General features: G+C 69.2%; 25 protein-coding genes. 16 read left to right on the top strand and 9 right to left on the bottom strand.

What is annotated here, in order from left to right:
• Positions 1–254 precede the first annotated feature (254 nt).
• Entirely contained in the window at positions 255–1,109 is an 855-nt protein-coding gene (locus ABZS69_RS37275; RefSeq protein WP_355380378.1) for an NAD(P)H-binding protein, read from the bottom strand.
• A 111-nt stretch (positions 1,110–1,220) separates the two neighbouring features.
• Here ABZS69_RS37275 and ABZS69_RS37270 point away from each other — a divergent pair, with 111 nt between their 5' ends.
• Positions 1,221–1,679, top strand: a complete 459-nt coding sequence (locus tag ABZS69_RS37270; protein ID WP_355380376.1) for a MarR family winged helix-turn-helix transcriptional regulator — start codon at positions 1,221–1,223, stop codon at positions 1,677–1,679.
• Between the two features lie 511 nt (positions 1,680–2,190).
• Here the strand turns inward: ABZS69_RS37270 and ABZS69_RS37265 are convergent.
• Entirely contained in the window at positions 2,191–2,697 is a 507-nt protein-coding gene (locus ABZS69_RS37265) for a hypothetical protein (RefSeq protein WP_355380374.1), read from the bottom strand.
• Between the two features lie 379 nt (positions 2,698–3,076).
• On the opposite strand from ABZS69_RS37265, the gene ABZS69_RS37260 reads away from it, so the two are divergent.
• The 3 genes from ABZS69_RS37260 to ABZS69_RS37250 all read left to right on the top strand — a co-directional run bounded on the left by ABZS69_RS37260 (position 3,077) and on the right by ABZS69_RS37250 (position 5,120).
• Positions 3,077–3,787, top strand: a complete 711-nt coding sequence (locus ABZS69_RS37260) for a HipA family kinase (RefSeq protein ID WP_355380372.1) — start codon at positions 3,077–3,079, stop codon at positions 3,785–3,787.
• A gap of 15 nt (positions 3,788–3,802) precedes the next feature.
• A complete protein-coding gene (locus tag ABZS69_RS37255; RefSeq protein WP_355380370.1) occupies positions 3,803–4,678 on the top strand; it encodes a DUF3037 domain-containing protein in 876 nt (291 codons plus the stop codon).
• A 244-nt stretch (positions 4,679–4,922) separates the two neighbouring features.
• The gene (locus ABZS69_RS37250; protein WP_355380369.1) at positions 4,923–5,120 is read left to right on the top strand and encodes a DUF397 domain-containing protein; all 198 of its coding nucleotides are present in this window, start codon (positions 4,923–4,925) and stop codon (positions 5,118–5,120) included.
• Positions 5,121–5,147: 27 nt separating this feature from the next.
• Here ABZS69_RS37250 and ABZS69_RS37245 read toward each other — a convergent pair whose 3' ends face one another.
• Positions 5,148–6,050 (bottom strand): AraC family transcriptional regulator, encoded by a 903-nt coding sequence (locus ABZS69_RS37245; RefSeq protein WP_355380388.1) that lies wholly within the window; start codon positions 6,048–6,050, stop codon positions 5,148–5,150.
• 243 nt (positions 6,051–6,293) lie between these two features.
• On the opposite strand from ABZS69_RS37245, the gene ABZS69_RS37240 reads away from it, so the two are divergent.
• The 3 genes from ABZS69_RS37240 to ABZS69_RS37230 are packed head-to-tail and all read left to right on the top strand — an operon-like array spanning position 6,294 to position 7,081.
• On the top strand, positions 6,294–6,515 hold the full coding sequence (locus tag ABZS69_RS37240; protein ID WP_355380366.1) for a hypothetical protein: 222 nt from the start codon (positions 6,294–6,296) through the stop codon (positions 6,513–6,515).
• Positions 6,516–6,527: 12 nt separating this feature from the next.
• Entirely contained in the window at positions 6,528–6,662 is a 135-nt protein-coding gene (locus ABZS69_RS37235) for a hypothetical protein (protein ID WP_355380364.1), read from the top strand.
• Positions 6,659–7,081 (top strand): VOC family protein, encoded by a 423-nt coding sequence (locus ABZS69_RS37230; RefSeq protein ID WP_355380362.1) that lies wholly within the window; start codon positions 6,659–6,661, stop codon positions 7,079–7,081. Before ABZS69_RS37235 ends, ABZS69_RS37230 begins: the two co-directional genes overlap by 4 nt.
• Here the strand turns inward: ABZS69_RS37230 and ABZS69_RS37225 are convergent.
• A complete protein-coding gene (locus tag ABZS69_RS37225) occupies positions 7,078–8,100 on the bottom strand; it encodes a DUF5937 family protein (protein ID WP_355380360.1) in 1,023 nt (340 codons plus the stop codon). The two genes, ABZS69_RS37230 and ABZS69_RS37225, sit on opposite strands and share 4 nt — an antisense overlap.
• A gap of 57 nt (positions 8,101–8,157) precedes the next feature.
• Between ABZS69_RS37225 and ABZS69_RS37220 the strand changes: the two genes are divergently transcribed.
• The 5 genes from ABZS69_RS37220 (at position 8,158) to ABZS69_RS37200 (ending at position 11,837) form a co-directional block, all read left to right on the top strand.
• Complete coding sequence (locus ABZS69_RS37220; protein WP_355380358.1) at positions 8,158–9,381, top strand: MFS transporter; 1,224 nt, start codon at positions 8,158–8,160, stop codon at positions 9,379–9,381.
• A gap of 117 nt (positions 9,382–9,498) precedes the next feature.
• Positions 9,499–9,996 carry a DinB family protein gene (locus tag ABZS69_RS37215; RefSeq protein WP_355380356.1) on the top strand — a complete coding sequence of 166 codons (498 nt, stop codon included), beginning with the start codon at positions 9,499–9,501 and terminating at the stop codon, positions 9,994–9,996.
• Positions 9,997–10,010: 14 nt separating this feature from the next.
• Entirely contained in the window at positions 10,011–10,469 is a 459-nt protein-coding gene (locus ABZS69_RS37210; RefSeq protein WP_355380354.1) for a hypothetical protein, read from the top strand.
• Positions 10,470–10,766: 297 nt separating this feature from the next.
• Entirely contained in the window at positions 10,767–11,465 is a 699-nt protein-coding gene (locus tag ABZS69_RS37205; protein WP_355380352.1) for a hypothetical protein, read from the top strand.
• An 84-nt stretch (positions 11,466–11,549) separates the two neighbouring features.
• Positions 11,550–11,837, top strand: coding sequence for a hypothetical protein (locus ABZS69_RS37200; protein ID WP_355380350.1), 288 nt, complete (start codon positions 11,550–11,552; stop codon positions 11,835–11,837).
• 267 nt (positions 11,838–12,104) lie between these two features.
• Here the strand turns inward: ABZS69_RS37200 and ABZS69_RS37195 are convergent, their stop codons facing one another.
• The 3 genes from ABZS69_RS37195 to ABZS69_RS37185 all read right to left on the bottom strand — a co-directional run bounded on the left by ABZS69_RS37195 (position 12,105) and on the right by ABZS69_RS37185 (position 15,465).
• Entirely contained in the window at positions 12,105–13,493 is a 1,389-nt protein-coding gene (locus ABZS69_RS37195) for a xylan 1,4-beta-xylosidase (RefSeq protein ID WP_355380348.1), read from the bottom strand.
• A gap of 160 nt (positions 13,494–13,653) precedes the next feature.
• Positions 13,654–14,403: an SDR family NAD(P)-dependent oxidoreductase gene (locus ABZS69_RS37190; protein WP_355380346.1), complete on the bottom strand. Its 750-nt coding sequence runs from the start codon at positions 14,401–14,403 to the stop codon at positions 13,654–13,656.
• 33 nt (positions 14,404–14,436) lie between these two features.
• Entirely contained in the window at positions 14,437–15,465 is a 1,029-nt protein-coding gene (locus tag ABZS69_RS37185) for a phosphotransferase family protein (RefSeq protein WP_355380344.1), read from the bottom strand.
• A 158-nt stretch (positions 15,466–15,623) separates the two neighbouring features.
• Between ABZS69_RS37185 and ABZS69_RS37180 the strand changes: the two genes are divergently transcribed.
• Positions 15,624–16,706 (top strand): GNAT family N-acetyltransferase, encoded by a 1,083-nt coding sequence (locus tag ABZS69_RS37180; RefSeq protein WP_355380342.1) that lies wholly within the window; start codon positions 15,624–15,626, stop codon positions 16,704–16,706.
• Positions 16,703–17,836 (top strand): DegT/DnrJ/EryC1/StrS family aminotransferase, encoded by a 1,134-nt coding sequence (locus tag ABZS69_RS37175; RefSeq protein ID WP_355380340.1) that lies wholly within the window; start codon positions 16,703–16,705, stop codon positions 17,834–17,836. The genes ABZS69_RS37180 and ABZS69_RS37175 overlap by 4 nt, the downstream gene beginning before the upstream one ends.
• Here ABZS69_RS37175 and ABZS69_RS37170 read toward each other — a convergent pair.
• Both ABZS69_RS37170 and ABZS69_RS37165 read right to left on the bottom strand, forming a co-directional pair.
• The gene (locus ABZS69_RS37170; RefSeq protein WP_355380337.1) at positions 17,817–18,524 is read right to left on the bottom strand and encodes a hypothetical protein; all 708 of its coding nucleotides are present in this window, start codon (positions 18,522–18,524) and stop codon (positions 17,817–17,819) included. The two genes, ABZS69_RS37175 and ABZS69_RS37170, sit on opposite strands and share 20 nt — an antisense overlap.
• A 45-nt stretch (positions 18,525–18,569) precedes the next feature.
• Positions 18,570–19,988: a PLP-dependent aminotransferase family protein gene (locus ABZS69_RS37165; protein WP_355380335.1), complete on the bottom strand. Its 1,419-nt coding sequence runs from the start codon at positions 19,986–19,988 to the stop codon at positions 18,570–18,572.
• A gap of 71 nt (positions 19,989–20,059) precedes the next feature.
• On the opposite strand from ABZS69_RS37165, the gene ABZS69_RS37160 reads away from it, so the two are divergent.
• Positions 20,060–20,698, top strand: coding sequence for a pyridoxamine 5'-phosphate oxidase family protein (locus ABZS69_RS37160; RefSeq protein ID WP_355380332.1), 639 nt, complete (start codon positions 20,060–20,062; stop codon positions 20,696–20,698).
• A 42-nt stretch (positions 20,699–20,740) separates the two neighbouring features.
• A complete protein-coding gene (locus tag ABZS69_RS37155; protein ID WP_355380329.1) occupies positions 20,741–23,080 on the top strand; it encodes a serine/threonine-protein kinase in 2,340 nt (779 codons plus the stop codon).
• The last annotated feature ends 70 nt before the right edge of the window (positions 23,081–23,150 follow it).

The raw sequence follows: 23,150 nt of genomic DNA, 5'->3' as shown, positions 1-23,150 counted from the left end.
CGCAAGATCACCGAAGCCCTCGACGCCGCCTGACAACATGCCGACCCCCACAACCCGCAGCGTGTCACCCGGGGTCCCGCCCGGACCCCGGGGACGCGGAAGAGCACACCACCATCACCCCGCGGCCCGGCCAGGATCGCCCTGAGCTGCGGAAGGTCATCCAGGAGATCGTTGACTCCGGTTTCGCCGGGGTGTCGCTGCGGGTCAACGACGAGGGGGCGAGTGGGCAGGGGCGGCCGAGGCGCGGATGCGAATCAGGCGGCGCGGAAGGCGTCGGCGTTGCGTGCGCACCAGGCGGCGAAGGTACGGGGCTTGCGCCGAAGCAGGCGTTCCACGGTGTCGGTGCGGAATCCGGCGGTGTCGGCGCGCATGAGATGGAACCCCTCGATGATGGCCTCGGCCAGCGCCGGGGGTGCCCCGTTGGGGAATCGGGAGGCGACGGCCTCCTCCGCGGTGGTCACCGCCCGGACCGCGATGTCCCGGTCGGCCGCCGCGGCGAGGATCTTGACCTGTTCGGTGATGGTGAACAGCTCCTCGCCGGTGAGGACGTACTCCTGGCCTTGATGGCCGTCACCGGTCAGAGTCAGGGCGGCGACGGCGGCGATGTCGGCGGGGTCGATCGGCGCGTACCGTCCGGGGCCGACCGGATCGAGGACGTAACCCGCCTCGCGGATGGTGGGCAACCAGTCGAAGGCGTTGGTCATGAAGCCGCCCGGTCGCAGGAAGGTGGCCGGGACGTCGGAAGCCCGGATGGCCTGCTCGCGTTCGTGGTGCCAGCGGCCCATGGCGGGCATGGGGTCGCCGAGCACGTTGAACGAGGACAGGTGCACGATGTGGCGCACCCCGGCGGACCGGGCGGCGGCGACGGCGTGCCGGGTGTGGTCGAGGCCGATGCCGGGAGTGAGCAGGAACAGCCGGTCGACTCCGGCGAAGGCGGGCGGCAGCGTCGCCGGGTCGTTCAGGTCGGCCACGACCCGTTCGGCCCGCTCGGGCAATGCGGCCGCGCGGGCCGGGTCGCGGACCAGGAGGCGGAACGGCACGCCGGTCTCGTCCAACTCGCGGACGAGCTCGCGACCGATGTTCCCGGTCGCGCCGGTGATCAGTATCATGAGAACCCCTAAGTCATGTACCGGTTAACGATCAGAGAGAACGTTAACCGGTACACGATCTCCCGTCAATCGCACCATGCCGCGCCCGCGACGTCACCGGAGGCCCTCGACGTGCCCGAGTTCCTGGACATCCACAGCAAGACGTCGAAGGCGCTGCGGGCGGTGGCCGATGCGGCCATGCGGCGCCATGGGCTGCACCTGGGGCAAGATCACCTGCTCGCGGTGCTGTGGCGGCAGGACGGCCGCACCCCGGGAGAGGTCGCCGCCGCGCTGAACGTCACCACCCCCAACGTGGTCAAGGCGGCCACCCGGATGGCCGCGGCGGGCCTGCTCACCCGGCGCCGCGACGACCGGGACAACCGCCTGGTCCGGCTGTGGCTCACCGACGCCGGACGCGCCCTGCAAGCACCCGTCGAGGAGGAACGGCGGTTGCTCGAAGAGCAGGTCACCGCCGACCTCACCGAGACCGAACGCGAACATCTCCTCAACGCGCTGAGGAAGATCCACCACTCGGCGAGCGCCCTGCTGGACGCCCCCGCCGACCACCGCGGCTCGGCCACCACCACCTGAAACGCACTCCTGCGGCCGTTCTCCGAGCCCGGCCACCCCCAAGCGCCCAGCTGACGGCCGCGCCGAACCACTTCGGCGAGCAGCAGCCCCCGTCCGACCTTGTAACGCTCGGCCGGCCGGGAGCGCCGGCGCGGTGAGTGCACACCGAAGTCGGTGCCGCCGTACGCCCTGGTACCGGCCACTGGATGACGGAGAGTTGACGGCGCCCGCGCTGGACGGTCACAGCGGCGGCGCTCCCAAGCCGGGGTGCGACGTGGAGGTCGACCACTGGGTGCTCTTCGGGACGGACGAGGCGCCCGAAGGGTGGGGTGAGCCCGTCGAGTACCGGAAGGAGATGCGAGGGCGGCTGCGGGCCTTCCTGCCGGATGCCGTGATGGGACAGCATTTCGGCGGGTGGATGGCCAACGGGGACTTCGCGTTGTCCCATGACGACTTGATCAAGGGAGACTTGGCGCGAGTGCGGCGGGTGGGGCCCTCTTTGCTTGATCTTCAACCTGTCTGTCCAAGCCGGTCAGGGGCGCGATAAGCGACGCTTCCAGACTGCGAGATCGCGGGCCAGATGGGCACGCCGCAAGCCACGCGAGCGCAGGTAGCGGAGATCCTCAGCAGTGTCGTACATGAGCTGGACATGGAAGTAATTCACATGCTCCAGCACCGCGAACAGCCCGAACCCCAAGCCCGGCCAGCTTCCAGCCCCCGGATCGACCACCACCGCCCACACGATGAACAGCAATCCAGCCACCAGCACGACAACATTGCCCCTGCGGGCGACCACGAACACTCCGGCTCCTGGGAGGGACCTGTTTCGCGTGGCGATCTGGCGGAGCTTGGCCGACCAATACCCGGCCCCCTCCAGTAAGAGAAGCGCGAACAACGCGAAGCCCACGCTGTTGCCCGCTGTCACCGGAAACCCCACCACGCCAAACCAGACCACCGCCTGAAGCGGGATATTGAGCAACTCCAGCCAACCCAGCGACCGCAACCGCCGCTGAGCCCAGGCGCGGGAACGATGATCCATCTGACGACTATGGCAGCCCCGCCCCCGGCCAGGGAAACCAGAGCCCACCTGGAGGCGGCCGATCTCGAACCCCATGTCCTGATCAGCCACTGTCGCCGACACGGCGACCCACTCCCTCACCTGGAAACCCTCTGGCGAGATTACGCAATACGCCGAAAAGCGATCTAGACCAGCATTTCACAATAAATCAAGCAAGAGATCATAGCCATGGAGACGCCGAGCAGAGACGTCCATATCTGGACAATTCACTAAAGGCGCCTGCACGAGATCGCATGCTCCTCTATTGTTTTCCCTCTCGGAGAGGTCGCCGAAGAGGAGAGCCCAGTGGTCGATCCGCGCGACTGGTCAGGCCTGGCCCGAGGCCGCCACGATCATTTCGATGATCGGCTCGGCCAGCCAATCGTTCGCATGCCCATTCCAAGTTCTGGCCAGCGATGGGCGCCGCTACTTCGTCAAGGCACTGGGCGGATGTCAGGAGTTCGCACGTGGCTCGCTTGCCATCGAGTATGTGGTCGCCGAATTGGGGCGTCTCATCGGTGCGCCTGTGTGCGGCAACAGCCTGATCAGGATCCCCGAAGATCTCGCTGACTGGCCGATGCCGTTCGGCAAGCTCCAGCCCGGCATCGCACATGCGAATGCTGCGATAGGGCGAGCGGTGGAGGCCCGCCCGGCACTGCAGCATCGAGCGCAGGACGACAATCGCAGCCGCCATGTTGGGCTTTACGCCCTATATGACTGGTGCTTCGGGGACGACGCGCAATGGCTGCACGATGTGGACGACGACCGAGCCATCTACAGCCACGATCACGGCTTGTACTTGCCGCCTCACGACGGAAGCATCAGGGCCGACCTCCTGCGGCGGTGTGCCGATGAGTCGAATGAGCTGCCCGACCCTGCAGACGGCCTCGATGCAGAGGCAGTCAGGAGAGTGTCAGAGGCACTTGAGAGAATTAACCGCGATGCTCTCGTCAAGGTTGTGCGTGGCGTGCCAGCATCGTGGCCAGTGACCGACGACGATCTGGAAGCACTCGGCTGGTTCCTCGAACATCGGGCACCAGCGGTCGCCGCCAGGCTACGAGCGTTGATCTGAAGGGAGGTCGGTCCAATGAGTCGTTACGTCTACTCGATTGTTCGCTGTCTCCCGGACCCGCGCACCGGTGAGTTCGTCAACATCGGGGCCATCGCCGGAGATCCCGTCACCGGCCGATGGGCGGTCAGGCAAGTGAGCAATACCGAGAGGATCCCCAAATTCGCCAGCGGGCCGGCTCTCGAAGCTGCCACGAGTTGCCTCTTGGCCCTCGGTGAGGAGATCGACCAGAACCAGGCCGCCCTCATGGAGGATGAGGGCGAACCTCTCAACGAGGACTGGCTGGCAAAATTGCACCGCGATCATCGCAACATCGTTCAATTCAGCGAACCCGCTCCGATATTGGCGGATGATCCACAAGAAGCCCTCGCGTTTGTGTTCGATCAGCTCATCATCGATCCGGTGACACCGTCAAAAGAGCCACATGTCGCCAAATATGTTCTGCGCCGCAGCCTTCGAGAGGCCTTCAAGCAGGCGCTGATTCAAGAGAGTCTGATACGCACCAAAGTCGAGATCTTTGTGGGCGCCCGGGTACACACCCCGATCGACTTCGCGATCGCGAATGGCAGGGTCGTTCAACTCACGCAGGCATGGTCATTCCAGCTCGCCCAGGTTGAAGACGTCCCCATGAAGGTAAAGGCCTGGGGGTACGCGCTGGAGCGGCTGCGGAGGGGCGAAGATGCACGAGTCATCGACTCGGTCGGCCGGACGAGCACCATCAGCCCGAACGTCGATTTGCAAGTGGTCATCGCGCCGCCTCAGACTCGCCAGCAGAGAGACGCGTTCGAAGAGGCTCAGCAGGTGTTCCAGAATCTATCCGCCGAAGTACATGACCTCAGTGAGGTGTCAGCTGTCTCGGCGAAGGCGGCCGAGTTGGCACAAACGCTTCGATAGCTCGGGTGCTTGCTGCTCGTTCTACCAGCCCACGCAATGCCGCCGCCGGGCAACAACCGGCAGTCAGGGACGAAATCGAGCGGATGCAGGAACAGTTCGACCTCACCGATGACGAACGCCAAGCCCTCGAAGGCGACCGTGATGCGTCGCCCGGCCTGGCCGCGGAAACGCTTCGACGACGTGTGCGACGCTCCCTGGTCACGGGATGGGGACGTGGCACCAGACCACGCGTTCCTCTCGTTCGGTGACGTACGTGCCCCACCTCCCCGCACAGACCGCGGCAACGGCGACGATGCCCATGCCTCCGGGCCGGCCCATACGCGGGATCCAGTCGTTCCAGTCAGCCGGGAGCGGCAAGCATTCCGGCCCCGCCCTGGTGTTCACCGCATCAGAATGGGCCGCCTTCAAGGACGGCATGGCCAAGGGCGAATTCGACTTCTAGTTCGTAGTTGAGGGTGCCGTGGCCGGACTATCCAGGTACGGGCGCGTTCGCCTCGCGCCAGCGGCCGGGTGGCAGGCCGTGGTGGCGGCGGAAGGCCGCCGCGAACGCATTGGGTGAGGTGTAGCCGGTCCTGCGGGCGATCTGCTCCAGGGTGAGCTCGCCGGCCAGGAGGTAGTCCCGGGCCAGGGTCAGCCGCCAGTCCGTCAGGTACTGCATCGGGGTCTGTCCGAGCGCGCGCTCGAAGTTGCGGGCGAACGACGGGCGTGACATGGCTGTCAGGTGTGCGAGCTCCGGGACGGTCCAGCCGCGGTGTGGCTCTTCGTGCATCGCCTGGAGCGCCCGGCCGAGCCGGGGATCCTTGGCGGCGCGGTACCAGCGCGGCGCGCTCGAGCTCTGCTCGTAGGACGCGCGCATGACAAGGACGAGGAGAACGTCGAGCAGCCGGTCGAGCACAGTCTGGCTGCCGGGCGCCGATTCCTGGAGCTCCCGCGAGATCAGGGAGACGACATCGTGCACCTGGTCATGAGCGGACGGTCGGATGACCAGCACGGGCGGGAGCGCCTGGATGAGACTTCGACCGACGTCACCGGAGAGGCGGTAGGCGCCGCACAAGAAGACGGATGCGCCCGGATCGGCGGCATCGGCGTCTGCCGTGGCCGCCCAGAACTGTTCATGGGAGACGCAGGTGCCGGGGTTCGGCTCGTCCGCGATGTGGTGGTCCCGCCCACCGACGACGACCGCGAGGTCGCCCGGCAGCAGTCGCTCGGCCTCGGCTGCGTCGTCCAGCCAGAGCCACGCGTGGCCGCGCAGCACCGTGTGAAGTGAGAGCTGGATGGAGCCCGGCAGGGTCAACCCCCAGGGAGGGAAGGCCACGGAGCGCGCGAAGACCGCTCCCGACGCTCGAGCCCTCACGAGATAATCCTGCAACACGTCCACAAGGTGAGCGTAACGCGTTGCAATCTGAGCGCAGTACGCATTGATAGGCGCATTGCGGTAGAGCACTGTGGATGCGTAATCGAATCACAGCCCACGGTCCTCGTCCTCGGAGCGACCGGCAAGACCGGCTCCCGCGTCGTCTCCGACCTACGAAGCCGCGGTATCGCGGTCCGAACGGCCGCGCGATCAGGCGCTGACGTCGCCTTCGACTGGAGCGACCGCGACACCTACGCCCCAGTGCTCAAGGCCGTCACCCGGGTCTACCTGATGGCGCCCATCCTGCGCACCGACTTTGCCGCGGACGTCTCGTTGTTCCTCGACGAGGCCGAGTCAGCCGGGGTTGAGCACGTGACCTTCCTCAGCGCGTACGGGATGGAGCACGCGCCGCAGGAGATCGCCACTCGCTCGGTCGAGCTGGACCTGACCAGGCGAAATCGGCTGACCCACACCATCCTGTGACCGGCGTGGTTCATGCAGAACTTCAGCGAGACCTTCCTCAAGCCGATGAACGGCGCCGTCGTCGTCCCCACCGGCGAAGGTGCCGAGGCATTCATCGACGTCGAAGACATCGCGGCCGTCGCCGCGTGGAGCGAGAGCCCGAAATGATCGACCACGTCTACATCTCGGTCACCGACATCGACAGGGCATCGGCGTTCTACCTCGAAGCCCTCAAGCCCCTGGGCTGGAGGGAGTTCGGGACCTACAGGGCCTCCTCCGGGCCGGACAACGTGCCCGACCTCTTCGGCATCGGTGACACCGCCTATGTCTCCGGCACGGGCGTCGGCTCAAGCATCTGGCTGCGGCAGCGCAATGCCGGTGAGACGGGCCTCTACCTCGGCATCGTCTGCGACAGCAACGATGCTGTCGACGCTGCCTACGCCGCGGCCATCAGGGCCGGTGGCGTCGACGAGGGCCGGCCGGCCGACCGATCCTACTTCGCACCCGGCTACTACGCCGCCAACGTCGTCGACATCGACGGCAACCGGCTGGAGTTCGTCCACAAAGCCTGGAACGCTCCGCGTTAGGCCGGCGGCGGGCAGGACGGGGCCCTGGCTTCGGTACCCACATCGACACCGACGGCCCGGAGTCCTGATCCGGCGACGAGGGCGTCGCCGAGTTCCGAGCGCAGATAGAGGACCGAGCGGCCGTGGCGGGCGCTGGCGAGGAGGCCGGCCGCGCGGAGGGTGCGGAGGTGCTGGTTGACGGCTGAGGGGGTGACGCCCAGGCGGCCGGAGAGCTCTGTCGATGAGGCGGGGGTCTCGAGCATGGTGAGCAGCCCTGCCCGGGTGGCGCCCAGAAGGTCGGTGAGCACCCCTGGGGAGTGACGGGGCTCCGGTTGCCAGAGCGTGCCGACACCCCGAGTGCCGTACATGATCAAAGGGGGCTCGGACGGGGAGATGGGGACGGTGGCTGCCCGGCTGAAGAGGGTCGGGACCAGGGTGAGGCCCTCGCCGCTGGTGGAGCGCCGGTAGCGGCCGTCGCTGATCAGCCGCATGCGTACGACGCCGTCCTTCAGCTGAACGCGCTCGCTGAGGTCGGCGAACATCGCGGCCAGGCCGTGGGCCGAGATGACCTGGCCGCGGTGGACCACGTCGGCCTGCAGGACCGCGCGCATCCTGGGCCACCAGGGCGCGAAGCAGGTGCGCCAGTAGTCCCGCAGCGCGTCCAGGATGCGGGCCGACGGATCGCCGCGCAGCGACTCGGGGAGCCGGGGGTGGAGGGCGCGCAGGTCGTCGAGCACCCGGTCCACGGGCACGCGGGCGACCATGGCGAGTTCGTCGTCGATGCGGGTGAGCGGGGCGTGGGGGCGGGGTGACAGGTAGTCCGGTGTCCACATGTCGTCGTTGGTGAGCGCTTGCAGCAGGGGCACGTCCAGCGTGGATCGGGCCTGCTCCGTGCGGCGCAGCCAGGGCAGGTGCACGGGATAGCGCCCAGGGTCGCGGAACGTGCGCAACGACAACGTGAGCTCGTTGAGCGGCGAGATGGCGAAGCGGACGTCGGCCACGTCCATCCCCGCGAGCTCGTACTCGATCAGCCCCGCCATGAAGCCATACGCTACATCAATTGGCGACAAAGGCCCTATTACGGGATAAAGGCCCCCGTGATCCAGACCTTCTTCCCTCAGGACCGCGTCGCCCGCTCACTGACCGTCAGCACGATGGCGTTCGCGCTCTCCAGCGGCGTCTTCTACACCGTCAGCACGCTGTACTTCACGCTCGTCATCGGGCTCAGCGCGACGACGGTGGGTCTCGGGCTGGGCATCGCGGGCGGCACCGGGGTGCTGGCCTCGTACGCGGGAGGGTGGCTGGCTGACCGGGTCGGCGCGCACCACGTCCAGACGGTGGCGACAGGGCTCAACGGGGTTGCGCTGCTCGCCTACACGTTCGTCTCCGACGCCGTCGCGTTCACCCTGATCGCCTGCCTGGCCGTGATCATGCGTTCGGTGGGCTCCTCGTCGAAGCAGGCGATGCTGGCGCGGTGGTACACGGGCCCGGAGCGGGTCGAGGTCCGGGCCCGGATGCGCGTGGTCACGAACGTCTTCATCGGCCTGGGCACGACGGCCGCCGCGGCGGCGCTCCTGATCGGCACCGCGTCGGCGTACCGTGTGGCGGTGGTCGTCGCCGGCGTCCTGCTGCTGGCGGCCACCGTGCCGCTGGCCGGGCTCGGGCGTCAGGTGCCGGAGCTCGCCGACAGGATGACCGCCGTCAGGGAGCGCACCGCGTCCACCGGGCCTTCGCCGCTCAGGGACCGTACGTACATCGCGAGCGTGGCGTGCAACGCCGTGGTGGCCACGCAGTTCGGCCTGCTGACCGTCGGCATGCCGCTCTGGGTGGCCACCACCGGCGCGCCCACCGCCGTCGTCTCCGTGCTACTCGTCCTCAACACCGTGGTCGTGGCCGCGCTCCAGGTGCGCGCCTCGCGCGGCACCGACGACGTGCGCCAGGCCGGGCGCACGGTCAGGCGCGCGTCGTGGCTGCTCGCGACGGCATGCGGTCTGTACGCCCTGGCCGGCTACGGAAACCTGGTCGTCGCCTGCGTCCTGTTCGTCTTGGCCGCGTTCGCCCACACCATGGGTGAGATCCTGGGCGAGGCGGGTGGCTGGGGCATGGCCTTCGAACTGGCCGACCAGCGCAGCGCCGGCGCCTACCAAGGCCTCAGCCAGACCGGCTACGCGATCGCCGCCATGTTCTCCCCGATCCTCGCCACCACCGCCGTCGAACACGGCACCGCGGGCTGGGTCGGCCTGGCCGCCCTCTTCGTCCTGGCCGGCACGGGCGCCGCCGCGGTGGCCCGGCACGCAGCCCTGATGATCCCCGCCGACTAGTGCGTTGACCACATACGTTCACCGGGTCTGGTGACACGCCTTTCGAGGTCCATGGCGGGTGCGCCGGGTGGCCCCACCACTTAGCCCGAGTGACGGGGCAACTGTTACGTTCCGGGCATGAAAAGAGTCCCGTTCACCGGTGGTGAGAAGGAAAGCCTCCAGGCCAGCATGGACCGGCATCGCGACGCGGTGCTGTGGAAGGTCGAGGGCCTGGACGACGAGGCGCTGCGATGCCCCATGACCCCGTCCGGGACGAACCTCCTGGGCCTGGTCAAGCATCTGGCGGCCGTCGAGTACTGGTGGTTCGCCGACGCGTTCGGGCAGGAGCACGAGGAGCTCCCGTTCGACGACGATGACGAGGACGCCGACCTGCGCGTCGACCCCGGCGAGACCACGGCCGACGTCCTCGCCTTCTACGCCCGCGCCCGCGCGTCCTCGGACGAGGTCATCGAGAAGTTCGGCCTCGAGGACCTCGGCACCAACGAGCGCGGCGAGAAGGTGACGCTGCGCTGGGTGCTCATCCACATGATCGAGGAGACCGCCCGGCACGTCGGCCACATGGACATCGTGCGCGAGCTCATCGACGGCGCGAGCGGCGACCACCGGCGCGCCTAGCTAGCCTTTGTCGCATGACCACGGAAGATCAACTGGCGGTCGTCGATGGCCTGCTGACCCGGCCCTTTCCGAGCGCAGAAGAACAAGCGGTGCCGGCGGAAGGCGTATGGGAGGGGTATCGCCGCAGCGGGCCTGGCTACCACATGTGCTACCTGCAGGCCAGCCGCGACTTTTGGGACGACCGCAGTGAGGATGTCGTTGAGGCGGCGGAAGAAGAGATCGCTGCCGCCTTCGAGTCGCTGGCGAGCGCACTGACGTCGCGCTGGGGCCGGCCTGAGAAGGTCGACCTAGTGTCCTACTTGGAGGGCGAGATCGAAGAGGTTGAGCCGATGGGTAGCGTTTGCCAGCTCACCGATCGGATGTTCGTCTGGCATCCGGGCCAAGGCCGATGGGTCGCACTGGCGGTCGGCCAGCCTGATCGGGAGTTCCCGATCGTGTTGCTCGCAGCCGTTGGTGAAACGTCGCTCCTCTGAATTGCCGTCCATCCCGGGGACCGCCCGGTGAACCTTTGTGGTCACCGCACTGGCGAATGCGACTTGTCACCGGTTATGTGCGGCCGCGGCTGCCAGGTAGCGAGCGGGACTTGGGTGGCATCGCTCAGGTCTACTCGGCCGAGTTGGAGCGTGCCCGGGAACCGGGTGAGGGCGGCGGCCCAGCACGGTCAGGGCGGACACATCCCCACGACTCCGCGCCGGCCCTTGGGTTCGCGGCAACTCTGGGATTTCCGCGGGGCCAGCCGAGCGAACACGAGATCCGGTTGGATAGTGACCATGCAGGTAAAGATCACCGTCCAGCGAGTGCGACTGGGAGCCGCGGAACTCCAGGTGATCCGCCCGGCCAAACCCCTGGCCAATGGGGCGCTCTACGACACCGGCGATCAGTACCACATGTATGTGGACCGGATGGATGGCCGACGGATCGGCGCGCTGTGGCTACTCGCGGCACGATCTCCACGGTCGCTGGTCTACCTGCCGATGCGTGCCACTCCGCCCGCTCCAGGGATCAACCCCGACTGGGACAAGGAGGAGAGATGCCCGGACCGGCCACTTGATCTCGTGCTGGCCCATCACTCGTTGCAGTTCCCGCAATCACGCTGGAAGCAGCTGAGAAAGCAGATCACTGCTGGAAGCGCTGCCGGTGAAGTACGGACTGCGAGTGTGCCGGACACCGACCTGCCCGCCGACGAAGAGATCGACTACCGGGCGCTGAATTACCGGGAGAACAGGGACGCTCTCCACCAGCGTGTGCACGCCGAGACGCTCTTTTTGACCGGCAGCGCTGCCGCGTTTCGACAACCTGCCCGTCACTTTTTCGCCGTGGCGAATGAGGGGCCGCCTGCTGCCGCGACATCGCTGTACATCTCGGGCGCCTGCAACTACCACGTCTGTCGACTGTTCTACTGGCCCAATCTGGATCCGGGGCGCGGGCAGGACATTCATGTGGAGTACTCCCCGCGATGGACGACTTGACATCCCTTCGAGATCGCGGTCTTGATCTGCGCGGGATAGCCTGATCTGTCTCAGCAGGAGCATGTTTGGAGAGGGCGCGTATTTATGACGCAGAGGCTGTCGGTATTGCTCGGGTTGCTTGGCTTAGGGCTGGTTGGACTGACGCTGGGAATCGTGGTGAACCGGGGCTACGGCATGATCCGCCCGCTAGACCCTGATCCTCGTCTGGTGAGCGGATATTTCTTCGGCGTAGCTCTCATCGCGGGAGTACTCATCGTCCGGATCAAGCCTGGCGTGGTGAAGTCGATCGTCCTGCTGGCCGGCGTCGGAACAGTTGCCGCGCTCCTGGCTTTTGGCGCCTTCGTAGTCTCTGGGTTCCTCTATTTCGAGTGATCCAGAACACGAAAGACGCGACGACTTCCGGAATGCATCCGGGCAACAGGCGACCCCTGAAGCGAGCGGAGTTTTCCTGGTGGGCTCCAACTGGCCAACCCGGTAAACGGGCAACGGGCGGGGCCTGGTGAGCGGAGCGAGCGGGGGTTTCGGGGGATCGAAAACGGCGGAGCCCCCTGGGCGGCGCCGTCCGGAACCTCCTGGCGCGAAGCGCCCCATCGTGGAGGGCGATGCGTTTCGGGCGGAGCCCCTGGGAAGCGCCGGGCTTTAGGTGCCGCCTCGTCCCGACCATTTGATTTCGTACGGGCGGAAGGTTACCTGCCGGCCGTCCACGGTGGCCGTCACGTCGCGGTCCGAGGTGTTCACCATGACCACCTGGCGTTCCTGGCCCAGCGCCCTGATTTTCGGGTCCGAGGTCGTCACCGGCTCCGCTCGCACGCCTGACGGGAACCATTTCGTGAAGCCGCTCAGCAGGCCCGCCATCGGCATCTCGCCGCCCACCTTGGGGCTCCAGAGGCAGCCGGCGCACTCGCCCGCGCTCTTCTGCTGCGGGTTCCAGTAAAGGGCCGTCGTCACGCCGCTCTTCGCGAACTCCATCAGCGCCGTCGCCTGCACCGCCGTGCGCTTCTCCTCCGACCAGCCGGAGTTCTCCGGCTCGACGTACCATTCCGCCCACCACACGGGCAGGTCCTTGCTCTTCTGCCGCAGCCACGTCGTGATGGCGGCGAACTTGGCCTGGGCGGAGAAATCGTCGGGTACGTTGCCCCGGTCGTTCGTCATGGACGCGCCGTCGACCACGACGAAGTCGGCGCCTTTCTTGTGCTCCAGCCAGTACGTGATCGCGTCCAGCGCCCGCTGGTCCACCGTGCCCCACGGGCCGCTCAGCTCCGAAGGGCCGCCCTTCGAATTGCTCTCGATGGGAATGTACGGGCCGCCGAGCTGAATGTCCTTGTTCACTTTCTTCAGGGCCGTGTAGACCTTGTTGTAAAGCTCGGTGTACCCCTCGGCGTCCCAGCGGTTCGTGGACGGGTCCCAGAAGCCCTTGAACTCGTTCCACACCATGTAGTGCTTGACCGTCGGATACTGCTTGGCGACCTGGACGGCCAGTTTGGCGTAGTCGTCGAAATGCTCGCGTTCGGGCGCGACCGTGTGGTTCTTGCTCCAGTCCGTACGCCCGGCCTGCCCGCCCTTCATCCAGTCCGGCGCGCAGCACAGCGTGATCACCGGCACCGCCCGCGACGACGCCATGAACTTCAGCCGCCGGTCCAGATCACGGAAGTTGAACTGCCCGGGACTGGGCTCCGGGTTGCCGACGCCCCAGCCCATGATGTGCTGGTTCTGCAGCATCGGGACCCGGCCGAGCACTCCCCTGGCCTCCTCCACGACCTGCGGCGGCTCGTTGTCGGCGCTGTACTGGGTGTGCGTGACGCCCCAGCGCGGCCAGTTGGCGAGCGCGGGCGGCTGCTCCAGCTGAGGCGCGGGCTCGCTGGGGAGCGCCGTGGCCACCTCGTCGCCCTTGAACACGCTGCGTGACTTGCTGCGCATCGAGGCGTAGACCATGATGCCCGCCACCAGTACGACGGCGAGGATGCCTGCTCCGAGCGCGAGCGGCCACGGGGATCGTCTTCGCGCGTGCCGGCCGTCAGTCGGAATCACCGAATGCTCCTCATGCTGCGGCAAAGGTACAGGGACTCTCGAACCTACAAGGGCTCACGATGTGGCGAGGGTTGCGAACGTTCCAACAGACTGCAAACGTACAAGAACCCGACCCTAAATAGGCTAATCGTCCCGCTTGCAAGCCGCTTGCCGCATCCGTTCAGGCGACAGGAGGACGCTGGCCGCCCACCGGGCCCGGGACCCCTGCGTAGCGGTACGGGACCGGCGGCCGGCCGGGCTGCACGACCAGGAGCGTGCCGGGGGTCTCGGCGTAGAAGGCGGACTCGACGGCGGCGGCCACGTCCTCGGCCGTGAGCAGGGGGAACCCGGCGTTGACGAACATCTCCCGCGACTCGGCCACCAGCGGCGTGTCCGTGAATCCCGGGCAGACGGCGCCGATCCGGATGCCCTGCGCGGCCAGCGGCTCGGCCAGCGCCCTGACCAGGCCGACGACGGCGTGCTTGGTCATCGTGTAGATCGGGTCGCCGGCGAAGCCCACGAGCCCGGCCAGCGACGCGGTGGCGACGATGGCGCCCCCGCCCGACCGCTTGAGCAGCGGGACGCCGGCCCGCACGCCGAAGACGACGCCGTCCACGTTCACCCCGACCACCTGGCGGTAGCGCGCCAGGTCGAAGTCGGCCAGGTCCACCCGGCCCGGGATCCCCGCGTTCAGGTGCATCACGTCGAGCCGGCCGTAACGCCGCTCGGCCAGCGCCACCGCCTCCAGCGAGGCCTCCTCGTGGCTGACGTCGGCGGCCAGCCACGCGCCGTCCACCTCCTTGGCCAGCCTCTCGACGCCCTCACCGTCGAGGTCGACGAGGACGCATCTGGCGCCGCCCGTCGACAGCCGCCGCGCCACGGCGGCCCCTATGCCGCTGGCCGCTCCGGTGATGAGTGCAACTGTGCTCATGGCGTCGCTCCTTGGTCGGGGGTCCTCGGGCGGTCAGGGCCGGTCGAGCATGCGGTGCGCCCGGGAGATCAGCGCGGGCACCGCGGACCCGATGCGGTCGAATCCCTCCCCAACGGTCTTACCTTGCCGGAACCGGGCGTGAATACCCTCCACGATGACAGCGAGCTTGAAGTTGCCCAAAGCCACATAGAAGCCAAGATCGGCGATGTCCCGCCCGGACACCTTGGCGTAGTGCGCGGCGAACTCCGCCGCGTTCATGAACCCCGGCGCCACCGTCACGTCCCCCGCCACGGGGATCCGCGCCCGTTCCTCGTCCCCCTCGTCGTGCCAGTACGTCAGCGTGAGCCCCAGATCGGCCAGCGGATCCCCCAGCGTGGACATCTCCCAGTCGACCACGGCCATGATCTCGATCGGGTCCCCGAACCTGATCAGCGTGTTGTCCAGCCGGTAGTCGCCGTGCACCAGCGTGCTGTCGGACCTGGCGGGCAGCCGCTCGCGCAGCCGCTCCACGAGCCGGTCGAACTCGGGCACGTCGGCCGTCTTCGACCGCTCCCACTGCTGCCCCCACCGTTCGAGCTGCCTGGTCAGGTAGCCCTCTGGCCGCCCGAAGTCCCCCAGCCCGACCTCGCGGTAGTCCACCGCGTGGATGGCCGCCAGCACCTCGGCCAGCCGCTCCGACAGCCGCCGCGTCCGCGCCGGCGGCGGCGAGCCGAGCTCCTCCCGGGTCCGTACGGCGGACCCCTCCACGTACCCCATGAGATAGAACGGCGCCCCGACGACGGACTCGTCACCGCAGAAGGCGACCGGCGCGGGCACCGGCACGGGCGTGGACGAAAGGGCCGAGATGACCCGCCACTCGCGCCGCATGTCGTGGGCGGTGGGCAGCACATGACCGAGCGGCGGCCGGCGCAGCACCAGACGGCGGTCGCGGGCCTCGAGGAGGTAGGTGAGGTTGGACCTGCCGCCCGAGATCAGCGAGACCGACAGCGGCTCGCCCGCGTCGGGCACGTTCCGGCCCATCCACGCGATCAGTGCAGGCCGGTCGATGCCAGGTACGGTCATGGACACACATTAGAACGCCACTCGGTCCTGAACACCACCTGAGAGTTAGGTAACGTTCGGGACCTGCGGTTACAGCAGTTCTGGTAATAACCTTTACCCTGGCCGTACAGGTCCCCCCTCAAGCTTGAAACTCAGTGGCATGCCGACGGTAGGAGCCCATGCGCGTCACCCTTGCCCTGCCCCGCGAGCTGGGACAATCCGAAGTGAGCCGCTGGCGGGAGTTGCAGGCGGCAGATCCCGCGCTCGACAGCCCTTTCCTGTCCCCGGAATTCACCATCACGGTAGGCGAACTCCGGAATGTCGTACGGGTCGCGGTCCTCTACGACGGCCCAGACATCGTGGGCTTCTTCCCCTTCGAACGACATGCCCTGGGCATCGGCAAACCGGTCGCCGCGGGGCTGACCGACGCGCAGGGAATGGTACGTGCCAAAGACCTCCCCATCGACCCGCGCCGCCTCATCAAGGAGTGCGGGCTGTCGGTGTACGAGTTCGACCATCTGGTCTCCGGCCAGCCGCTGCTGAGCGAGCGGCACGAGAGGCACCCGTCGCCGATCATCGACCTGCGCGGGGGCTACGAGCACTACACCGACACGCTCAAGGAGCACTCCGGCAAGACGTACAAGACCACCCTGGCCAAGTCCCGCAAGCTGCAGCGCGAGGCCGGGTCGATGAGCCACGACTACGCGACCACCGACCTGGCGCCCCTGCACACGCTGCTCGGCTGGAAGACCGACCAGTACCGCCGCACCGGGCGCACCGACAGGTTCGCGCACCGGTGGATCGTGGAGCTGGTCGAGCGGCTGCTGGCCACCCAGTCGGAGAGCTTCGCCGGGGTGCTCGACATGGTCTACGTGGACGGGCGGCCGGTGGCCGGGCATTTCGGCCTGCGTACGCGTACGACGCTCGCCGGGTGGTTCCCCGCCTATGACACCCATTTCGCCAAGTACTCCCCCGGCCTCATCCACCACCTGGCGATGGCCGAGCAGGCGGCGGCGAACGGCATCGAGGTGATCGACATGGGCCGGGGCGAGAAGGAGTACAAGGACAAGCTCAAGACGGGCCAGCTCGAAGTGGCCGAGGGGCGGGTGGCCAGGATCGGCGCGGCGGCCGGGGTCCACTGGATGATGCGGGTGCCGGTGCGCAAGACGCGCGCCACGGTGATGGCCAACCCGTTCCTGCTCAAGACCGCCGACAGGGCGCTGAAGACCTACGGGCGGCTGCGTACCGTCCTGCAGGGGTGAGGCTCGTCGAGGAGCGCACGGGCCGTCGCTGCCTGGCGCTCCCCTCCAACCGGCTCGGCCTCTACCTGGCGTTACGCCACTGGTGCGAGCCGGGCCAGCGGCTGCTCATGTCGCCGATCTCGGCCGACGAGATCCTGTTCCTGGTGCTCGCGGCCGGTCTGCGCCCGGTGATCGCGCCGCTGTCCCCGCGCGACGGCAACATCGACGTCTCCCGCGTCGACCTCGCCGCGGTGGACGCCGTCCTGACGACCAACCTGTACGGCCTGCCCGACGACGCCCCCTTCCTGTCCGGAAAGATGTCCGGAAAAATCCTGATCGAGGATGTGGCGCACGCCATGGAGACGAGCGTCGGCGACCGGCCGCTCGGGACCTTCGGCCAGGCCGGGGTGTTCAGCCTCTCCAAGCACCCGGGGGCGGGCTCGGGCGGCGTCCTGGCCGTCGAGCACGAGTCCGACCTGCGCGCGCTCCAGCGGGCCCGTGACGCCCTGCTGGCCCCCGGCTCGCTGCGGGCCGACCTGACCGGCGTGGCCACCTCGATGGCCCGCCAGGTGGCGCTCAGGCTCGACCTCGTACGCCCCGCGCTCAGGCTCATGCGCGCGCTCGGCATGCAGGAGGAGCGCGAGGGCTACCGCATCTCCCTGGAGCCCGAGGCCCTGAAGCAGGCGCTGGAGCGGATCCCCGAGCTGCCGCCCTTCGACCCCTGGGTACGCGCCGACCTGCACGACTACCGCGCCCGCCGCGGCCGGGTGGCCCGCTGGTACCAGTCCAGGCGCCTGGCCAAGGTGGCCGCCGACCGCGGGCGGCGGCTGGCGGGCGTCGCGGCCCTGGCCGAGTTGCCCACGGTCGCGCCGGCCGTACGCGACAACGTGCGGCAGCCGCTGTTCCGCGTGCCGCTCCTGGTGCGCGACAGGGACGCGGCCATCGCCGAGCTGGAGCGGCGCGGGGTGGCCACGGGCTACCTGTACGACCCGCCGTACGACGACTATGCCCCCGCCTTCACCGAGCCGTCCCCCGACCCCGGGCCCGCGCGCTGGTGGGCGCGGCACGTGCTGCCCGTGGACCCGGTGTACGCCGCTCGCGCCCTGCCCGTCCTGCGCGACCTCGAGCCCCCTACGCGGGGTCCGTCCTGATCAGCCGCAGGAACGCCTTCAGCCCCGTGATCACCTCCTGGTTGTCGTTCAGCCCGTCCACGGTCTCGTCGAACCGGCGGGCCATGAGCGTCATCCTGCGGCCCAGATCGTGGTCGGCCAGCTCCAGACCCGTGCGGGCGGCGTTCAGGTCCTCGACGGCCATTCTGAGGCCCCGCGTGACCGTCTCCAGCTCGGCCACCCGCTCGCGCAGGGCGAGCACGTCCGCGCGCGGGAAGCGCACCTCCTGCCCGAGCGTCCTGACCCGGTCGCGCAGGTGCTTCGTGTACGCCGCGATCGGCCGGAACGCGGTGGCCAGCAGGTAGAAGCCGGAGAAGTAGTAGCCGATCTGGGCCCCCGCGAAGAAGGTGACGACCGCGATCACGGCGGCGGACGCGACGTGGCCGGAGATCGCGAGCACGAGCATGCGCCGGGCGATGCGCCGCGCCTCGTCCTCACGGTGCCGCGCCACCTCGATGCCGGCCTCCCTGGACACCTGGATCTCGTGCAGGACGTGGCGGGCGGCCAGGCACAGGTTCCACGGGACGGTCAGGATGACGACCAGCCAGAGCAGGCTGACCGCGCCGGCCCCCAGGGAGAGGAGCGTGGACAGCGCCACGCCCGCGTAGAGGACCAGCCAGACGGTGAGCAACGTGACGATCAGGGACGCGAGGAGTAACCACCATTTCATGGGATTCAGCATGCTGTGGGGGCGTTGCGGGGTGCGAGGGCTCGGCTACTCAATTCCGTTCTGAGCACCCGACGTGACGCGCCGCACTCCGGGGCCGGCGCAGATGAGGTCGGCGAGGATGCGGCAGCCGCGGCGGACGTCGGCCAGCGAGGCGGAGCCGTAGCCGATCACCAGGCCGTGCACCCGCGCCCGCCCGTGGTGGTGGCGGTCGATGGAGTCGAGCAGGACACCGCGCCGCCTGGCCCGCTCGACCACGTCCGCCGCCACCGGCGCGGGCAGCTCGGCCACCACGTGCAGCCCCGCCGTGTCACCGCGCAGGCGGCAGACGGGCCCCAGGAGCTCGACGACCGCGGCGCGGCGGCGGGCGTACTCCAGGCGCATCCTGCGCAGGTGCCGGTCGAGGTCCCCGTGCTCCAGCAGGTTGACCACGGCCTGCTGGACGGGCCCGCTGGTGCGGTCGCCGACGCTGCGCCGCAGGCCGGCGATGGTGACGACCAGCTCGGGAGCGCCCACCAGCCAGCCGACGCCCACGTCGGGAGCGAGCGTCTTGGAGAGCGTGCCGAGGAGCACGACCCGCGACGGGTCGAGGCCGTAGAGGGCGGGCAGCGGGGCGACGTCGTAGCGGAACTCCGCGTCGTAGTCGTCCTCCACGATCGTCGCGCCCGTGCTCCTGGCCCAGGCCAGCAACCGCTCCCGGCGCGGGATCGGCAGCCGCCCGCCCAGCGGGTACTGGTGCGCGGGCGTGGTGTAGAGCACGCGGAGGTCGCCGGGGAGCCCGTCCACGACCACGCCGTCCTCGTCCACCGGGCACGCCACCACCTCGGCGCCCCTGGCCTCGAAGATCGTCCGCGCCGCGTGGTAGCCCGGGTCCTCGACGCCGGCCCGCGTGCCGGCGCCGAGCAGGGCCAGCGCGCACAGGTCGAGCCCGTTGCCGGTGCCCCTGGTGACCAGGATGTTCTCGGGGCCGACGGCCACGCCTCTGGCCCGCCTCAGGTGGTCGGCCAGCAGCTCTCTGAGCCGTGGCAGGCCGTACGGGGTGGGGTCGTCGCCCGGCGGCAGGTCGGCGGCCCTGCGCCAGGCCCGCTTCCACGCCGCCCGGTCGTAGTCGCGCACCCAGGGCCGGCCGGGCGTGAGGTCGATCCATTCGGCGGGGGCGGGCGGCGGCGCGGGCACGTACGGCGTCTCCTCGCGCGGCGGCCGGGTGACCTCCATGTCGGCCACGAACGTCCCGGAGCCGTGCCGCCCGTCCAGCCAGCCCTCGGCGTACAGCTGCTGGTACGCCTCCGTGACCACGGTCCTGCTCACCGCGAGCTGGGCCGCCAGGGAACGCGTGGACGGCAGCCGCTCGCCGGGCGCCAGCGTGCCGTCCAGCATGGCGCGCCGCAGCCAGCCGGCGAGTTGCGCGGTCAGCGGCGCGCCCGACTCACGTGATAGGGATACGGGCAGGTCAACATGGGTACGCACGGAAGTGGTCTCCGCGAAGGGCTCGATAGTGGCCCTACAGGATAGGTCCACTTCGCGGTTACGGTCGAATCATGCTCTCCACCACTTCCCGTACCACGCTCGGCCGCGCGAAGGAGCGCGGCAGCAGCGACAGGAACGATCTCTACGAGGTGCTCGACACCGGGCTGGTCTGCCATCTGGGCGTGGTCGTGGACGGACACCCCATGGTCGTCCCCACCGGCTACGGCCGCATCGGCGACACTCTCTACCTGCACGGCTCCACGGGGGCCACCTCGCTGCGCGCCGGCGGCGGGGGCGAGGTGTGCGTCACGGTCACGCACGTGGACGGGATCGTGCTGGCCCGCTCCGTCTTCCACCACTCGGTCAACTACCGTTCGGCGGTCGTCTACGGCCGCGCCAGGCTCGTGACGGACCCGGAGGAGCGGATGGCGGGGCTGCGGGCCCTGTCCGAGCAGCTCGCGCCCGGGCAGTGGGACTACGTCAGGCAGCCCAACCGCAAGGAGCTCGCCGCCACCGCCGTGCTGGCCCTGTCGTTGGAGGAGGCGTCGGTCAAGATCAGGCGTGGCGGGCCCAAGGACGAGGAAGAGGACTACGACCTGCCGGTTTGGGCCGGGGTGCTGCCCCTGGTCACCTCCTGGGGCGAACCCGAGCCAGATCCGGTGCTCCCAGAAGGTATCGACGCGCCTGTTCACATCCTCCATCGGGAGTAGTTCCATTAAGCAGGCACCACCTGCTCCTGATGGGAGACGGCGATGGAGTGGAGCGCTCCCGGCTATACGGAAGTCAGACAACTCGGGGCGGGCGCCAGCGGGCGAGTGGCGCTGGCCGTACACGACGAGACCGGCGTCAAGGTCGCCGTCAAGTACCTGTCCCAGGAGTTGCTGCGAGATCCCGCCGCGCTGGCCAGGTTCCAGGCGGAGGCGCGGCTGCTGATCACGCTGCGCGACCCGAACATCGCGACGATGTGGGAGTACGTCCAGGACTATGGCGGCGCCGCCATCGTGATGGAGCTGGTCAACGGCGTCTCGTTGCGGGCCCTGTTGCGCGAGAACGGCACGACCGAGCCCGAGGCGGCGCTGGTGGTGCTGAAGGGGTCGCTGCTCGGGCTGGCCAGGGCGCACGACCTCGGGCTCGTGCACCGGGACTACAAGCCCGAGAACGTGATCGTCAGGGACGACGGGGTCAGCAAGCTCGTCGACTTCGGCATCGCGGTGCGGCAGGGCACGCTCGCGCACCCGGAGGGCACGCCGCCGTACATGGCGCCCGAGCTGTGGGAGGGGCGGCCCGCCTCGCCCGCGACCGACGTGTACGCGGCCACGGCCGTCTTCTTCGAGTGCCTGACGGGCCACCGGCCCTACCGGTCCACCGAGCCGAGCGTGCTCGGCTACCAGCACGTGCACGCCCCTGTACCGTTCCACGACGCGCCGGAGCCGGTGCGCGAGCTGGTCAGGCGCGGGCTGGCCAAGGACCCGGCGCTGCGGCCGGCGAGCGCGCACGCGTTCGTGGCGGAGCTGGAGGCCGCGGCCAGGGCGGCGTACGGCGACGACTGGGAGGAGCGCGGCAAGCGGCGCCTGGCCGCGCTCGTGGCCCTGCTGGCGCTGCTGCTGCCCACGCCCCAGGCGACCGTCCCCGAGGTGACCACCTCGCTGGCCCGCACGGTCTTCCGTGGCATGCGCTCGAACGTGGCACGCATGGCCATGGCCGGCGCCGTGGCCGTGGCGACCGCCGTGGCGGTGGTGGTCGTGCTGGCCAACCGCCAGTCGCCGCCCACGGAGGAACTCGGCGCGGCGGCGGCCGTCCCGCCGTCGCAGTTCACGACGGAGCCGGTGGCCGACCCGCCGACCACGCCCGAGGCGACGCCGGAGACCACCCCGGAAACCACGCCCGAAGCCACCCCGAAGGCGACGCCCGCGAGCACGCCCAAGGCGGTCGTCCCGGTGAACACCCCCGTCAAGACCCCCAGGAAGACCCCGGTCAGCACGCCAACGGTCACCAAATCGGTCAAGACGCCCAAGCCCCCCAAGAAGGCCACGCCGACGCCCACTCCCAAGCCGACGCCGACGCCGACCCCCACCCCGACCCCCAAGCCGACCCCGACTCCTACGCCCACCCCCACCCCCGATCCCGTGACCAACGTGCTCGGCGTGAACGTGGGCGGCCTCACGGTCGACGAGGACGGCGACGCCGAGGCCACGGTCACCGTGCGCACCAGCGGCACCGCCGCCGTCACCGCCACCGCGACCTGGACGGCCCCCGGCACGGGCGGCCGCACCCAGCGCCTGCGCCTGGCCGGCGCCAGGTCCTACACCCGCACGCTCGCCTGGTCCATCGGCGAGCGCCCCTGCGGCAGCACGGTGACGCTGACCGTCGCCACCTCCCCGGCGGCCCCCGGAGGCGCCAGGTCGGCCTCGCTGTCCGTGCCGCCCTGCCCGACGAGGGTGACCGGCCTGCGCGTCTCGCTGGACCTGCCCGCGGCGCCGGGCCGCACCGCCCAGGCGGCGGTGCGGGTGACCGCGAGCGGCACCGGGGAGATCCCCGTCGAGGCCCAGTTCGCGGTCAACGGCGATCCGGTCGGCACCCGTTCCGCGACGCTGTCCGGCCGGACCTCCTACGCGCGCTCGTTCACCCACGCCTTCAGGTCCCGCCCGTGCGGCGCGACGCTGTCAGTGCGGGTGCGCGCCGGTGACAGGACCGCCACCGCGCGGGCCTCGGTGCCCTGCCCGCCGCAGGTGGAGCGGGTCTCGATCGTCAGGGCCGGCCCGAGCGAGGGCGGGCTCGTCGCGACCGTCTCGGTGACCACGTCGAGCACCCAGCCGGTACGCCTCGTCGTGTCGTTCTCGGCCGGCGAGGGCGGGGGCACGGAGTCGGTCACCCTGTCCGGCGCCACGTCGTACACCAGGACCCTGAGCCGGGCCCTGAAGCTTCCCTGCGGCACGAAGTGGTCCGTGACGGCCTCCACCGACCCGGCGGCGGGCAACGGGAGCGACAGCGCGAGCGGCGCCACGGAGCAGTGCCCGAGGGAAGAGGAGCCGCCCAAGGAGGAGGAACCCAGCAAGACCCCCAGTCCCGGCACAGACGACAACATCGGGTGACATTGGTGACTAATAGGGATATCGGTAGCGGGAAAGCGGTTCCCTCTGGTTAAGCTACGGCCGGTTGATG

Source organism: Nonomuraea sp. NPDC005650, assembly GCF_040605375.1.
Taxonomy (GTDB): domain Bacteria; phylum Actinomycetota; class Actinomycetes; order Streptosporangiales; family Streptosporangiaceae; genus Nonomuraea.
Note: the sequence above shows the minus strand (reverse complement) of the source record. Positions and strands in the feature narration are given on the sequence as shown.